Below are 14,120 nucleotides of genomic sequence, written 5' to 3' on the forward strand. Positions count from 1 at the left end.
TTAATGAATAAGCCAAGAGGGGATGCGGCAGGAGTCATCGCCTGCCGGCGACCGACCTTCTGGGCTGGTGTCCCGGATGGCCGGGACAGCCACGGTTTCCGTGGCGGAGAGCTGGCAGAAATGGTCATCCTATCATGCGGCAAAATAGCGGCTCAACGTCTCCGATGCCGTCCTGGATCTTGGCGTAGAATATCCGCACTTATGGCAAGGGTGGGGGCACGAGGGTTGCTGTTGGTGCTGGTGGCGAGCTGGTTCGCGCCGGCAGCCCTGGCTACCTACGCCTCTCCCGAGCATTCCTGCTGCCGCCGCGCCGGGCACCATTGCCAGCCGAGTGCCGAGAAGACCTTTCGCGACGCCAAACTGCATTGTCACAACTGCCAGGGATTGGTGTCAGCCCACCAGGCGCCGCGCGTACACACGGCTTTCACCGCCATCGCGCCGAACGATGAGCACCGGTTCGTCCGCGAATTCTCATCCGCTAATCGGTCCACGCCGGAGCCTAAGGAAGAAACCGGCCGGGCGCCTCCGACCGTCTCCTCTCGCTGATTCCACGCGGCCCGTTTCGGCCGCCCACGTTGCACGCAGCCCGTGTGCTGCGCGCGTCCATTTGCCTCTAGTGGGAGAGTTTCAAGTTGAGGAAGATTGTCCGGCAGCTCGTCTGCATTGGTGTGGCCGCCTGCGCGCTCTCGGCGTACGCGAGCATATTCGGCACCGTCCGCGGGCTGATCCACGACCCGCAGCACCGGCCGGTGGCAGGCGCCCAGGTAGTCGTGAAGGCATCCGCCTCGGAATGGACGAAGACGGTGACCAGCGACGATTCCGGCAGCTTCGAGTTCGACGCGGTGCCTGTCGGGGAGTATCTGGTCGCGGTAAGCTCGGCAGGTTTCGACACGCAAGAGCAGACGCTCCTGCTGCGCTCCGGCCAAGTCGCCAACCTGCATTTCCCGCTGGTGCTGGCAAAGGTGAGCGAAAAAGTCGAGGTACGCGAGAACTCGCCGGCGGTGGACACAAGCTCTTCCACGACTGTCAGCCAGATCAGCCGCCAGCAGATACAGCAGTCGCCGGGCGCGGAGCGCACCAACAGCCTGTCTATGATCACCGACTTCGTTCCCGGGGCGTACATGGTGCACGACCTGTTGCACGTGCGCGGGGGGCACCAGTTCACCTGGATGCTGGACGGGATCCCGGTGCCCAACACCAACATCGCCACCAATGTCGGCCCGCAGTTCGATCCGAAAAACATCGATACGCTCGAGGTGCAGCGCGGCGGCCTCTCCGCCGAATACGGCGACCGCGTGTACAGCGTCATCAATGTGGTGACGCGCTCCGGATTCGAGGCCTACAAGCAGTGCGAGATTGTGGTGAACTACGGCAGCTACAACCAGACCGACGATCAGCTCAGTTGCGGCAGCCACACCGATCGCTTCGCGTACTTTGCCAGCCTGTCGGGCAATCGCACCGACCTCGGCCTGGAGACGCCCTCGCCCGAAGTGCTGCACGACATGGGAGCGGGGCTGGGCGGCTTTGTGTCGCTGATCCTCAATCAAACTCCGTCTGACCAGTTGCGGCTGGTCGCATCCGCTCGCGGCGATCACTACCAGGTGCCGAACACTCCAGCGGACCAGGCCTCTGGGACTCGCGACGTCGAAAACGAGCACGATACTTTCGTCAACGGCTCATGGGTCCACAGCGGTCAGCGCGGCATCCTGTTCACCGTCTCTCCGTTCCTACACCTGAACCGCGCCCATTACATCGGAGGCCCGGCCGACACGCCGGTCTCTCCGGAAGACGAGCGCCGGTCCGATTATTTTGGCGGCGTGAGCATGGTCTCGATCGCGCGCGGGCGGCACAACGCGCGCTTCGGCTTCCAGGGATTCGCCCAGAACGAGCGAATGTTTTTTGCGCTGCGCAGCCCCGGGAATCCTGCTATCACGGAGAATGACAGCCAGTGGGGCAGCGTGGTCGCGGCCTTCGCCGAGGAGCAATACAAGCCCACGAACTGGCTGACGTTCAACGGCGGCCTGCGTGTGACGCATTTTTCCGGGCCGCTCAGCGAGACGGCGGTCGATCCTCGTCTCGGCGCCGCAATCGTGATCCCGCGCATCAAGTGGGTGCTGCGCGGGTTCTACGGCCGTTATTACCAGGCGCCTCCGCTGACCACGGTCTCTGGGCCGATCCTGGATCTGGCCGCACAGCAGGGATTTGCGTTTCAGCCACTCCGCGGCGAGAAAGACGAGCAGTACGAGTTCGGGGTGAGTGTCCCCGTCCATCGCTGGACGGCGGACTTCACCCATTTCAGCACCGCCGCCCGAAACTACTTCGACCACGACGTGCTGGGGAACTCCAACATCTTTCTCCCGCTGACCATCGACCGGGCGCGTATACGCGGGTGGGAGGCGACGATCCGTTCTCCGCAGGTGTTCGGCCGCGCCGATTTCCACCTGGCTTATTCGCACCAGTGGGCGATGGGGTTCGGGGGCGTCAGCGGAGGATTGATCGACCTGAGCGCGCTGCCCTCCGGACCGTTTTTCCTGGACCACGACCAGCGGCACACGTTGAGCACCGGTATTCACGTGAATCTGCCGTGGCACGCGTGGGCCTCGACCAACGTCTCGTACGGCTCGGGGTTCCTGGATGGCGACGGCCCGGCACACCTTGCCTCGCACACGACACTGGACATAGCGCTGGGCAAGTCGATCGGAGAGCGCTGGGCGGTCCGTCTGACGGCGTTGAACGTGACCAACAACCGCTATCTGCTGGACAACAGCAACACCTTCGGAGGCACGCATTTCGGCGATCCCCGAATGGTTTCGATCCAGGCCAAGTACACCTTCCACTATTGAAGGCCAACACCGGGACTGCGCTTTCGTTTAGGATAAGCAAGCGACGTGCAGCGTGTTCGCTGGCGATTCGCATCCCATTGGGCAGCTCCCAAGCTGCCAAGCATGAAGAAGAGGTTCCTTTGCGCAAGCTCGTGTTGCTCCTGATTTTGGTGCTGGCCGCGTCTCTTCTGGCGGCCGCCGCCGACACCACCGCGCTGCGGCCGCCGAAGGGCGCACGCGTGGCCATCGTCGTCTTTGAAGACCTGCAGTGCCCGGATTGCTCGCGGGCGTGGCCGCTGCTGCAAGAGGCGGCACGCACCTACAAGATCCCCATCGTGCACTACGATTTTCCCCTGCCGATGCACAACTGGTCGTTCCAGGCGGCGATCCTGGCGCGCTACTTCGACTCAATCTCGCCGAAGGTCGGGGACGAGTTCCGAACCCAGATCTTCGCCCACCAGATCGAGATCACGCCGGATAACGTGCGGCAGTTCGGTGAGAACTTCGCCAAGGAGCACAACCTGAAGCTGCCTTTCGCCGTCGATCCGAAGGGTGAGCTGGAAAAGAGGATCAAGCAGGACTTCAATCTCGGGCAGAGGACCGGCGTCCAGCACACGCCGACCATCTACATCGTCAGCAACACACAGCGCGGCACGCCGTTCGTCGAGGTGGTGGACCGCAGCCAGCTCTACGCCCTGATCGACGACATGCTGAAGCAGGCCGGTCCGGCAGAGAATGCGTCGGACAAGCCGGCGCGCAGGATGAAATCGGGCCCACCCAAGAGCTAGTCCGTTCTGAAAACAAAAAGGCCCGGCCAGCGCCGGGCCTGATTTTTCCTTCGCCTCACCAGACCCGGCAGGCATTGGCCCGGACCATGGGCCGCCCGGCCTTGCAGCCGAACGCCTTGCGGAATTCCGGCATATTCGAAACCACGCCGTTGACCCGGAAGACGGGCGTGGAATGCTCGTTGGTCAGAGCCATGGTGCGCAGCATCTCCGGACGAAGCTGCGCGCACCAACCCTGGCCGAAACCGAGGAAGACGCGCTGCTCCGGCGTGAAGCCGTCGATCCGACCGTCCGGGGTATGCTTCTCCTCTGCCATTGTGTTCAGCAGAGCCATCAGCGCGATCCGAAGGCCGCCATTGTCGGCGGTGTTCTCCCCCAGAGTGAGCTTGCCGTTGAGATGGACGTCGTCCACCGGGACGTAGCTGTCGTACTGTTCGACCAGGCAGTCGGCACGCTGAGTGAACGCATTGGCATCTTCCGGAGTCCACCAATCGCGCAGGTTGCCCTGGGCGTCGAACTGGCGGCCCTGATCGTCGAATCCGTGGGTCAGTTCGTGGCCGATCACAGAGCCGATGGCCCCGTAATTCACCGCGTCGTCCATCCGCTTGTCGAAGAAAGGCGGCTGGAGGATGCCGGCGGGAAAGTTGATGGTGTTGAGCTGCGGGTCATAGTAAGCATCGACGGTCATCGGAGTCATGATCCACTCGACGCGGTCCACAGGTTTGCCGATCTTCGCAAGCTCGCGGGCCCATTCGAATTGGGCGGCGCGCAGCGCGTTGCCGGCCGCATCGCCACGCACGATCTCCAGCGTTGAGTAGTCGCGCCAGCGCGCGGGATAGCCGATCTTGTCCTCGATGGCGTGCAGCTTCGTCAGCGCCTCTTTCTTGGTCGCGGGCGACATCCATTCGAGCTGTTCGATGTCCTGGCCAAGCGCTTTTTCCAGCGCGTTGACCAGCTTGGTGGTGCGCTGCTTTCCTTCTACGCCGAAAGTGCGGTCCACATAGGCCCGGCCGAGCGCCTCGCCCAGGTCGCGGTCCACGTACGCCACACAGCGCTTCCAGCGCGGAAGCTCCTGCTGGCGCCCGAAAAGAACTTTTTGGTTGAAGTTGAAATCTTCGGTGACGATGGCGTCGGAGAGAGCCGGAGCAGCGGCATGCAGCAAATGCCACTTGAGATAGGTCTTCCAGTCCTGCAGCGGCACCGATTTGATCAGAGCGTCCATGCCGCGGAAGAAATTCGGCTGCATCACCAGGATGTGGTGCGATGCCGGCATGGCGATCGCCTTCGTGTAAGCGCGCCAGTCGAACGACGGTGAAAGCGCCGCGAGCTGGTCAAGAGGCATGGGATTGTTCAGCTTGGCTGGATCGCGCCGCGAGACCTTGTCCATGGATACCTTGGCCAGCGCGGTCTCGATGCCCATGACGGTCTTGGCGTCGGCTTCGGCCTGCGGTGCCGGCTCGCCGAGCAACTCGAACATCTTCTCCACGTGGGCGACGTATTGCTTCTGGATCTCGAGCGACTTGGCATCATCCTTCAGGTAGTAATCCCTGTCGGGCATGACGAGCCCGCCCTGGTCGGCGGCGGCAACCACCAGGCTGGCATCCGTCAGGTCCTGGCTGGAGGTGAACGCGAACACCGCCGGCCCGGTCGTGCCGTAAATCGAATTCACCAGCGCGTAGGTGACCCCGTGCAGGTGGGCGAGTTCCACGGCCAGCTCGTTCTTCGACTTGATGGCGGCGATACGGGCCAGCTCCGGCTTCAGCGGCGCAGTTCCCGCCGCGTTCGCGGCCTTCTCGTCCATGCAAGCGCCGTAATAGTCACCGATCTTCTGGTCCACCGCACTGCGCTTGGGATCGGGCACAGAAGCTTTTTCCAGGACCTCGCGCTCGATAGCCAGGTTCCGCTGGCGCAGTTCACTGCCCCGTCCCCAAGCCGCTTGATCCGCGGGGATGGGATTGCGCGCCAACCAGCCGCCGCAGGAATAGCGGAAAAAGTCCACACAGGGATCGACCGACTTGTCGAGATTCTCGAGATCGAACCGCTGGTCAGGATCGATGGGCGGCCGGGCCGACTGCTGGGCCAGCGCCGTGGACACCGCCAGCGCCGCAACCAGGAAAAATGAGATGCTTCGCAAGGTAATCTCCTTTCAAAATGAACCGGGAAGTCTACCAGCAGCAGGGTACGACATGCGGGGCTGCGCGGTTCCTGGGAATTAGACGAATTACAATGGAAGGGTGAGCGATGTCGGAAAACTTCTGATCGGGATCGGGGCCCTGTTGCTCGTGGTCGGCATAGTCATCGTCCTGCTCGGGCGCATGAATGTGCCGGTTGGCCGATTGCCGGGGGACATTGTCTATCGCGGAAAGCATACGACCGTTTATTTCCCGATCGTCACCTCCATCCTGCTGAGCATCGTGCTGTCGCTGATCTTCTATTTCTTCAGCCGCATGCAGCGGTAGGAACGCTGTGGGCTTTTCGCTCTTGGCTCTTAGCGTTTCCCTGCAGACTACTGGTAAGCTGACGGCCGTCAATGGCCAAGCGAAAAACAAAAAGCCAAGAGCCAAAGGCGAGGCTCTCCCACTACGACCGGTCCGGCCGAGCCCGCATGGTGGACGTCTCGGAGAAACGCCCCAGCAAGCGCACGGCAGAGGCGAGCGCCTTCGTTTGCATGTCTGCCAGGGTGCTGAAAGCGCTGCCGAAGAATCCCAAGGGCGACCCCCTGGGGGTGGCCAGATTCGCGGGTATAGCAGCGGCCAAACGCACAGCGGAACTGATACCCATGTGCCATCCGCTGCCGCTCTCGCACATTGATGTGCGTACAAAATTGTGTGAGAATGGCGTCGCCATTGCCTCCCGAGTAACGACCACCGCGGTCACGGGGGTAGAGATGGAAGCTCTGGTGGCGGCCAGCGTCGCCGCCCTCACCGTCTACGATATGTGCAAGGCACTGGATAAGGGCATCGAGATCCGCGAGGTCGTTCTGCAGAGGAAGTCCGGCGGCAAATCGGGCGAGTATCGCCGCAAGACCAAGAAGTAACCCCATGCCAAGCAACGTACGCGTCCTGCTGGTCGACGACAATCCGATGGTGCTGGAGATGCTGCGCCAGTCGCTGGCGCCGCTGGCCACCGTCAGTACGACCACCGACGGAGCGGATGCCCTGCTCAAATCCATCGATGAATCGCCGGACCTGGTGATCAGCGACTACACGATGGAAGGCATGAGCGGGCGGCAGTTGCTGGAGAAGTTGCGCAGCCGGCCTCAGACGGCCAAGATCCCTTTCATCATGGTGGCCAGCAAGTCCGACATCACCGACAAGCTGAAGGTGATTCAGGATGCTGTGGAGGATTTCCTGGAGAAGCCGTTCTTCATCCGCGAGACGGTGGCGCGGATCAAGAAGGTGATCGACAAGATCGCGCTGGAGAAGATGGCGCGCGAAGCGCCCACCGCCAGCGACGGCATGCTGCGCGGCAGCCTGGCGCAGATGAACGTCATGGACCTGCTGCAGTCGCTGGAGATGGGCCACAAGAACTGCGAGCTCATCCTGACCAACAACGGCGATCGCTGCGACATGTATTTCTCCGACGGCCAGATCAGCCACGCCGTGTACGGAAACCTGGTCGGGGACGAAGCGGTGTACAAGGTCCTGACCTGGAACGGCGGCAACTTCCAGATCGATTTCAACGGATCATCGAACCAGACCACGACCACGCGCTCCACCCAGGGGCTGCTGATGGAAGGCCTCCGCCTGATCGACGAAGCCAACCGCGACAGCGAAGGCGACGTGCTGGAAGCGTAGGCGCCCGCAATCCACCTTTCCCGCTTGCAACCGGCAAGCGGAATCTGGAAACTAGACTCTCTTCATGACAGCGGCTGTCATCACCGTGAGCGATTCGTGTCACCGTGGCACGCGCGCGGACAGGTCCGGGCCTGCGGTCGCCGCTGCGCTCAGGGTCAAGGGCTTCGAGGTGCTGGCGACGGAGATCGTGCCCGACAGCCAGGTGAAGATCTCGGCGGCGATCAAGCGGCTGGCCAAGCGGGCGCAACTGGTGGTGACCACGGGCGGGACCGGCGTCACCGAGCGCGACGTCACGCCGGAGGCGACGCGCGCGGTCTGCGACCGGCTGGTGGACGGCGTAGCCGAGCGCATGCGCGCCGAAGGGATGAAGAAGACGCCTCTGGCGGCGCTGGGCCGCGGTCTCTGCGGAACGATCAGCCACAGCCTGGTGCTGAACCTGCCGGGCAGCCCGGCGGGCGCGACTGAGTCGCTGGCGGCGGTCATCGATCTGCTGCCGCACGCGCTGGAACTGCTGCGGGGCAAGACAGCGCACGCCGAACCCTCGCGCTGAGCCCCTGCGCAAGTAGCGCGCGGTCGCATATCGCCCTTCGCGTACAATTGATTTTTTCCTCATGGACTGGGTAAAGCATCTTTTCTCGCGCTACACAGCCTGGATCTGGGCGGTATTGAAGCCGCTGGGCGCCTGGGGCGTGTTCGGAATCGCCTTCGTGGACGCAGCATTTCTGGGCATCCCTATGGATCCCGTGGTGGCGGGATACGTGTACGCGGACCGCGCGCACTTCTGGCTGTACATCCTGATGGCTTCAGCGGGTTCGGCCCTGGGCAGCCTGCCGCTGTATCTGATCGGCTACAAGGGCGGCGAACTAGTGCTGGCCAAGCGCATCAGCAAGCAGCGCATGCAGAAGATGCGCGACCGCTTCGAGAAGCAGGAATTCTTCGCGCTCATGATCCCCTCGATGCTGCCGCCGCCCACGCCGTTCAAGCTCTTCGTGCTCTCCGCCGGGGTGTTCGAGATGCACGTCACTGCGTTCCTGGGCGCGATCTTCCTCGGGCGCACGCTGCGGTTCGGCATCCTGTCGGCGCTTGTGCTCACGTTCGGTCCGCACGTGGTCAACGTCGTCGGCCGGATGGTCCGCGACCACCTTCCCGTCACCATTGCGGTGACGGTGGCGGCGATCATCCTCATCTACCTGCTGTATCGATTGTTGCGCGCGCCCGTGGCCGAACTCGAGCACGAACTCGAACGCGCGGAGGAGTAGTGGCTAACCTTTCCCTACCAGCTCGAGCAATTCCTGCTCGCCAATCACTTTGACGCCGAGCTCGCGCGCCTTATCGAGCTTGGAACCGGGATCCGTCCCAGCGACGACGAAGTCGGTCTTCTTGCTGACCGAGCCGGAAACACGGCCGCCCGCATCCTCGATCATCTTCTTGGCGTCGTCGCGCGAGTAGTTGGCGAGCGTGCCGGTGAGGACGAAGGTCTGGCCGGCAAGCTGAGTCCCGCGCTCCTTCTTCTTGCCCTTGAACTGCAGACCCGCTTCTTCCAGGCGCTTCAAGAGCTGTACGTTCTTGGGCTCGTCGAAGAAGTCGCGGATGCTCTCCGCGATACGCGGGCCGACCTCGTTCACCTGCTGGAGTTCCTCGACGCTCGCCTTCATGAGGGCGTCGATGGAGCCGAAGTGCTGGGAGAGGAACTCCGCCGTGCGCTCGCCGACGAAGCGGATGCCGAGGCCGTAGATCACGCGCTCCAGCGGCAGCTTCTTGGAGGCCTCGATCTCGTCGAGCACGTTCTGCGCCGATTTCTCTCCCATGCGCTCAAGTCCAAGCAGCTTCTCTTTCGTCAGCCAGTAGATATCGGCGACGCTTTTCACCAGCTTTCGGTCACAGAGCTGGTTGACCAGCGCTTCGCCCATGCCTTCGATGTTCATCACGGAGCGCGAGGCGAAGTGCAGGATACTTTCGCGCAGCTTGGCGGGGCAGTTGGCGTTGACGCAACGGTGATCGGCTTCGCCTTCCGCGCGCACGACGTGTCCGCCGCATTCGGGGCAGCGCTCCGGCATGTTGAATTGTTTGTGGCCGCGCGGGTGCTGCTTGTCTTCGACCACGCCGACGACCTTGGGGATCACGTCGCCGCCCCGCTCGACCGTCACCCAATCGCCGATCCGTACGCCCAGGCGCTCGATCTCGTCCATGTTGTGCAGCGTGGCCCGGCTGACGGTGGTGCCGCCGATGGGAACAGGCGCCAGGCACGCGACCGGCGTCAGCTTTCCGGTGCGCCCCACTTGCACGATGATGTCCTCGATCTGGGTAACGCCGCCGCGGGCGGCGTACTTGTAGGCGATGGCCCACCGCGGCGCCTTGCCGGTGTAGCCGAGCTCCTCCCACAGACGCGTGTCGTTGACCTTTACCACCACACCGTCGATCTCGTACCCGAGATCCTCCCGTTTGCCTTCCAACTCGCCGATGAGCCTCCACACATCGTCGATGCTCTTGGCCAGGCGCCAGGCGCGATTGACCTTGAACCCGGCAGCATGCAGCGCTTCAAGAGCTCGTGAGTGCTCGGAGAAATGCGTCTTTCCGTTCACCAGCAGGAAATAGGAGTAGAAATCGAGCCGACGCTGGGCGGTGATGTTCGGATCGAGCACGCGGACGGCGCCAGCGGCGGCGTTGCGCGGATTGGCGAACTTCGACAGGTTCTGCCGCTCGCGGTCTTCGTTCATGCGGCGGAAAGCGGCGAGGGGCATGATGACTTCTCCGCGCACTTCGAGTGCCGCCGGTAGCCCAGCTTTCTTCAATGCGGCCGGGGGGATGGAAAGCGGGATAGAACGTATGGTCTTCAGGTTTGCCGTCACGTCCTCGCCCACGGAACCGTCGCCGCGCGTAAGGCCGAGCACGAAATTCGCCCGGCCACGCTCTTGCTTGTCCTCCTCGTAGCGCAGCGCCATGGAGAGGCCGTCCAGTTTCAGCTCGCACACGTACTGAACCTCCCGGCGCCCGCTCAGTTCGAGGACGCGGCGGTCCCAGGCGCGCAGCTCGTCCTCGTTGTAGGCATTGTCCAGGGAGAGCATGGGGCGGGAGTGCTCGACCTTGACAAAACCCTCGCGCGGCTTGCCGCCGACACGCTGGGTAGGAGAATCGGGCGTGACCAGTTCAGGGTGCTCGGCCTCGAGCCGCTTGAGCTCGCCTATAAGGCGGTCGAACTCGGCATCGGAGATCTCGGGATCATCGAGCACGTAGTAGCGGTGCTCGTGGTGGCGGATCTTGTCGCGCAGCTTGTCGGTCTTCCTCTGCGCTTCCCTGGGCGTGGGCATGAAACGATTATATTTGCCGGGACGAAGTGTCCGAAGCGCTTGACCGCCATCGCTATTGGTCTATAGTGTTCGGCGGTCGATTCCAACTGACAGAGCTATCCAAGCGTTCAGGAGAGGTGCGTGATGAAGCGACTGTTTTTCGCAGTTTTGATCGTAGCGCTCGCGTCCTTGTGGGTCTCCGCGCAGGAAAAGAAGGCCGACAAGAAGGGCGAGATGAAGCACGACCACGCCGCCATGGAAAAGAAAGGCGGTATGCCGATGGCAGCAAAGCCCGCGCCGGAGATGACCAAGCTCATCAAAATGTTCTCCGGCACTTGGACCTCTACGGAAAAATTTGAGCCCGGGCCGATGATGCCGAAAGGCGGCACAAGCAAGGGTACGGCGACGTTCAAGGCGGGCCCGGGCGGAAATTCGCTGATCGAGGAGTACAGCTCTCCTCACGGCGCCATGGGCGCGTTCCACGGCCACGGCGTCACCTGGTGGGACGCCAAAGCCGGCGCGTACAAGGGCACCTGGTGCGATTCGATGGCCCCCGACTGCATGGTCGGCGGCATGAAGTGGGACGGCGACAACATCGTCGCCATCCCGCAGGAGATGGACATGGGCGGGCAGAAAATGGTGATGACCAGCAAGTACAGCGACATCAAGCCGGATTCGATCACCTTCACCATGGGAATGGGCCCGACCGCGGCGCAGGCGAAGACGACCATGACCATCGTGTACACCAAACAGGGCGGCATGGCAGCGGCTCCGGCGGCAAAGAAGGCGGACGAAAAACCCGCCGCCACCACGCAGAAATAAGCCGCGCGATGATTGCTTGAAGGCCGGGCAGCTTGCCCGGCCTTATTTCTTCTATCCGCAACGGTGCTGTAGCATCCAAGACTCGACGTTATCTCGCTGAGGCAGAACCGGGGAACTTGGAACCGATCACGCACTTCTTGGCCGGCGCTTGCCTGAGTCGCGCTGGACTGAACCGCAAGACCGCGCTGGCCACCACGACCCTGGTGCTCGGGGCCGAGGCATCCGATATTGACATCGTGTGGCTGGCCAAGGGGCCGGTGTTCTACTTCGGCCACCACCGGGGGATCACGCACACCTTCGCTGGCGCGCCGTTCGTCGCTGCCCTGACCCTGAGCTTCGTCTACGTGCTGTGGAGGCTGGCGCGGCGCTTCGCAAAACCGGACCCGATAGGCTGCGCTGGATGTCCACCGGGCACGCAGCCACAAAAGCTCCAGCCGCGATGGGGAGTGCTTTACCTGTACGCGCTACTGAGCGCGCTGGTGCACATCCTGCTCGACTTCACCAACAGCTACGGCGTGCGCCCCTTCATGCCGTTCAGCTACAAGTGGTACTCGTGGGACATCGTCAGCATCTTCGAGCCGCTGATGTGGGTGGCGCTTCTGACTGGTCTGATCCTGCCGGGACTGTTCCGGCTCGTGAACGAGGAGATCGGGGCGAGATCGCGCGGGCCGAAGGGGCGTGGCGGCGCCATCTTCGCGCTGGTGGCGATCGTAGTCCTCTGGGGCGTGCGCGATTACGAGCACCGGCGCGCGGTGGCGGTGATGGAATCGGTGGTGTACCAGGGCGAGGAACCGAAGCGCGTCTCCGCCTACCCGTACGCTTTCAATCCGTTCATCTGGCATGGCGTGGCGGAAACCACCGACTTCTTCGAGATGTTCGTGGTCGATTCGTTGAAACCGGACATCGATCCGCAGGGCCGGGCGCGGATCCGTTACAAGCCCGAGGAGACGCCGGCTTCATTGGCGGCGAAGACGACGTATCTGGGACGCGTGTACCTGGACTGGGCGCAATACCCCATGACAGAGGCCGAGCAACTGCACGATGGCAGCCACGAGATCCGGTTCTACGATCTGCGCTACGACTATCCGGAGCGGGGACGCGCACTGCGCTCCGCTGTCATCCTCGACAAGGACCTGCACGAGATAGAGGAGCGGTTTGGCAGCCGGGTGCAGAAGGTAAAGTGATCTTATTTTCCAGAAACCCGCATCCTCGCTTGACGCATCGGCGCATCGAATGGAGAATGTGAGTTCTCGTCAGAGGTGACTATGCTGGCTTACGTATTCGTTCTCGCAGTGATCGCAGCGAGGTTGCTATTGCGACCTTTGGCCTTTGCGCCGGTCGGAGCGGCGCTGCTGTTCTTCGGCGCGCGTGCGCCTCGGAAGTTGCTCTGGGTCCCGTTGGCATTGCTCACGGTCACCGATCTCTACCTCACGCTGGCCGTGTACGGGCAGGGACTCAAGGCAGACCAGATTGTCACTTCCGCCTGGTATCTGGCGGTCCTGCTCCTGGGGAGCGCGTTCCTGAAACGCGCTGTGAAGCCGGTCAGGGTGTTGGTCTCCGCGCTCGGAGCGTCGGTGTCGTTCTTCGTGCTCAGCAACTTCACGGTGTGGGCTGTCTGGCCGACCTACCCGAAGACTCTGAGCGGCCTGGCGGCTTGCTATGTGGCGGCCATCCCGTTCTTCCGCAACCAAGTCGCTTCCGACGTGTTCTTCACCGCGGTGATGTTCGCCATCCCCATGGCGATCGAGGCGCTGCGTTCCGGCGAGTCGCACGACCACATCCGGGCAGCGTAAGAGATCGAGGGAAACGGAAGAGGCACGGCCACGGCCGTGCCTTTCGTGTCTCTGCGGACTTGTGCCGGACTACGAATTCTCGATGAAGTCGTCGATCCACTGGCGGACGTGAAAGCGCGCCTCGTCGGAGGTGTCGAAACGCACACCGAAGGACCCGTCCGACGCACGGGCCCAGCACAGGATGCCGCGGACGCTGACCTGAGCCATCCTGGGCAGCTCGAAGGTGACGGTCACGTTCTGGCCCGTCGTCAGTTCTTTGCTGCTGCTGAACGACATGCCGCCGGCGCTGATCTCCAGTGAGGTACCGCGAATCTCGCTTCCATCGAACTTGACGCGGACCTCGGAAACGATGGGGACGCGCACGTAGCGCCGGAACTCGTGCACCACCAGCAGGTGCGTGGCGCGGACGACTTTCAGCGCGTTCTGCCGCTCGACCGGCAAGTCCAGCACGGCGTTGACGGAGAAGCGCGAAAAGCGCAGCGCCTCCTGGGCCGTGTGGCAGATGCCGTAGACGACCATGCGCCAGTTGGAGCGCGACTTGCGCGCCGCCTCGAGGATGGGCTCCGCGCCGTCGTCCAAGCGCAGTGCGCAGGCGTCGAACTTCTCCCGATGAAGCCGATTGATCGCGTCGGCCGCGATCGGGACCGTCTGGATGCCGAACTGGCGGAAGCAGTCGGAGAGAATGGTGTTGACGGAGTCGCTGAGGCCGATGGTGGCCACGCGGGCCAAGACTTTCTTGGAGACCGCTGCTGGAGCCGCCGGTGAACCCTTGGTCGTCATAATCAGACGTATTCTCCGTCGCCCGGGGAAAGTT

The 14,120-nt window shown here is 62.9% G+C and carries 14 protein-coding genes; 11 read left to right on the forward strand and 3 right to left on the reverse strand.

Translation table 11 applies throughout. The features are described from left to right. The first annotated feature begins 201 nt into the window (after nucleotides 1–201). The 3 genes from LAN37_11420 to LAN37_11430 all read left to right on the forward strand — a co-directional run bounded on the left by LAN37_11420 (nucleotide 202) and on the right by LAN37_11430 (nucleotide 3,610). On the forward strand, nucleotides 202–546 hold the full coding sequence (locus tag LAN37_11420) for a hypothetical protein (GenBank protein MBZ5647816.1): 345 nt from the start codon (nucleotides 202–204) through the stop codon (nucleotides 544–546). Nucleotides 547–662: 116 nt separating this feature from the next. Beyond that, complete coding sequence (locus tag LAN37_11425) at nucleotides 663–2,843, forward strand: TonB-dependent receptor (protein MBZ5647817.1); 2,181 nt, start codon at nucleotides 663–665, stop codon at nucleotides 2,841–2,843. A gap of 119 nt (nucleotides 2,844–2,962) precedes the next feature. Continuing rightward, a complete protein-coding gene (locus tag LAN37_11430; protein MBZ5647818.1) occupies nucleotides 2,963–3,610 on the forward strand; it encodes a DsbA family protein in 648 nt (215 codons plus the stop codon). A 55-nt stretch (nucleotides 3,611–3,665) separates the two neighbouring features. Here LAN37_11430 and LAN37_11435 read toward each other — a convergent pair whose 3' ends face one another. After that, a complete protein-coding gene (locus tag LAN37_11435) occupies nucleotides 3,666–5,732 on the reverse strand; it encodes a M13 family metallopeptidase (protein MBZ5647819.1) in 2,067 nt (688 codons plus the stop codon). 109 nt (nucleotides 5,733–5,841) lie between these two features. On the opposite strand from LAN37_11435, the gene LAN37_11440 reads away from it, so the two are divergent. From LAN37_11440 to LAN37_11460, 5 genes are all read left to right on the forward strand, one after another. Beyond that, nucleotides 5,842–6,066: a DUF2905 domain-containing protein gene (locus LAN37_11440; GenBank protein MBZ5647820.1), complete on the forward strand. Its 225-nt coding sequence runs from the start codon at nucleotides 5,842–5,844 to the stop codon at nucleotides 6,064–6,066. A 71-nt stretch (nucleotides 6,067–6,137) separates the two neighbouring features. Next, a complete protein-coding gene (gene moaC, locus LAN37_11445) occupies nucleotides 6,138–6,644 on the forward strand; it encodes a cyclic pyranopterin monophosphate synthase MoaC (protein MBZ5647821.1) in 507 nt (168 codons plus the stop codon). 4 nt (nucleotides 6,645–6,648) lie between these two features. Then, the gene (locus LAN37_11450; GenBank protein ID MBZ5647822.1) at nucleotides 6,649–7,404 is read left to right on the forward strand and encodes a response regulator; all 756 of its coding nucleotides are present in this window, start codon (nucleotides 6,649–6,651) and stop codon (nucleotides 7,402–7,404) included. 64 nt (nucleotides 7,405–7,468) lie between these two features. Further along, complete coding sequence (locus LAN37_11455) at nucleotides 7,469–7,954, forward strand: MogA/MoaB family molybdenum cofactor biosynthesis protein (protein ID MBZ5647823.1); 486 nt, start codon at nucleotides 7,469–7,471, stop codon at nucleotides 7,952–7,954. A gap of 61 nt (nucleotides 7,955–8,015) precedes the next feature. Then, entirely contained in the window at nucleotides 8,016–8,663 is a 648-nt protein-coding gene (locus LAN37_11460) for a VTT domain-containing protein (protein MBZ5647824.1), read from the forward strand. A 3-nt stretch (nucleotides 8,664–8,666) separates the two neighbouring features. Here LAN37_11460 and ligA read toward each other — a convergent pair whose 3' ends face one another. Then, nucleotides 8,667–10,712, reverse strand: coding sequence for an NAD-dependent DNA ligase LigA (gene ligA / locus LAN37_11465; protein ID MBZ5647825.1), 2,046 nt, complete (start codon nucleotides 10,710–10,712; stop codon nucleotides 8,667–8,669). 123 nt (nucleotides 10,713–10,835) lie between these two features. On the opposite strand from ligA, the gene LAN37_11470 reads away from it, so the two are divergent. From LAN37_11470 to LAN37_11480, 3 genes are all read left to right on the forward strand, one after another. Beyond that, on the forward strand, nucleotides 10,836–11,513 hold the full coding sequence (locus LAN37_11470; protein ID MBZ5647826.1) for a DUF1579 domain-containing protein: 678 nt from the start codon (nucleotides 10,836–10,838) through the stop codon (nucleotides 11,511–11,513). Between the two features lie 116 nt (nucleotides 11,514–11,629). Beyond that, a complete protein-coding gene (locus LAN37_11475) occupies nucleotides 11,630–12,697 on the forward strand; it encodes a metal-dependent hydrolase (GenBank protein MBZ5647827.1) in 1,068 nt (355 codons plus the stop codon). Between the two features lie 81 nt (nucleotides 12,698–12,778). Continuing rightward, nucleotides 12,779–13,306 carry a hypothetical protein gene (locus LAN37_11480; protein ID MBZ5647828.1) on the forward strand — a complete coding sequence of 176 codons (528 nt, stop codon included), beginning with the start codon at nucleotides 12,779–12,781 and terminating at the stop codon, nucleotides 13,304–13,306. A gap of 69 nt (nucleotides 13,307–13,375) precedes the next feature. Here the strand turns inward: LAN37_11480 and LAN37_11485 are convergent, their stop codons facing one another. Next, a complete protein-coding gene (locus tag LAN37_11485) occupies nucleotides 13,376–14,086 on the reverse strand; it encodes a PilZ domain-containing protein (protein ID MBZ5647829.1) in 711 nt (236 codons plus the stop codon). Nucleotides 14,087–14,120: the final 34 nt, after the last annotated feature.

The organism is Terriglobia bacterium, from assembly GCA_020073495.1.
Classification (GTDB): Bacteria; Acidobacteriota; Terriglobia; order Terriglobales; family Acidobacteriaceae; genus JAIQFD01.

Excerpts from the sequence above, each read along its gene's own strand:
- LAN37_11460 (MBZ5647824.1), top strand. The coding sequence starts at position 8,016 with ATGGACTGGGTAAAGCATCTTTTCTCGCGCTACACAGCCTGGATCTGG.
- LAN37_11470 (MBZ5647826.1), top strand. The coding sequence starts at position 10,836 with ATGAAGCGACTGTTTTTCGCAGTTTTGATCGTAGCGCTCGCGTCCTTG.
- LAN37_11480 (MBZ5647828.1), top strand. The coding sequence starts at position 12,779 with ATGCTGGCTTACGTATTCGTTCTCGCAGTGATCGCAGCGAGGTTGCTA.
- LAN37_11420 (MBZ5647816.1), top strand. The coding sequence starts at position 202 with ATGGCAAGGGTGGGGGCACGAGGGTTGCTGTTGGTGCTGGTGGCGAGC.
- LAN37_11455 (MBZ5647823.1), top strand. The coding sequence starts at position 7,469 with ATGACAGCGGCTGTCATCACCGTGAGCGATTCGTGTCACCGTGGCACG.
- ligA (MBZ5647825.1), bottom strand. The coding sequence starts at position 10,712 with ATGCCCACGCCCAGGGAAGCGCAGAGGAAGACCGACAAGCTGCGCGAC.
- LAN37_11485 (MBZ5647829.1), bottom strand. The coding sequence starts at position 14,086 with ATGACGACCAAGGGTTCACCGGCGGCTCCAGCAGCGGTCTCCAAGAAA.
- moaC (MBZ5647821.1), top strand. The coding sequence starts at position 6,138 with ATGGCCAAGCGAAAAACAAAAAGCCAAGAGCCAAAGGCGAGGCTCTCC.
- LAN37_11450 (MBZ5647822.1), top strand. The coding sequence starts at position 6,649 with ATGCCAAGCAACGTACGCGTCCTGCTGGTCGACGACAATCCGATGGTG.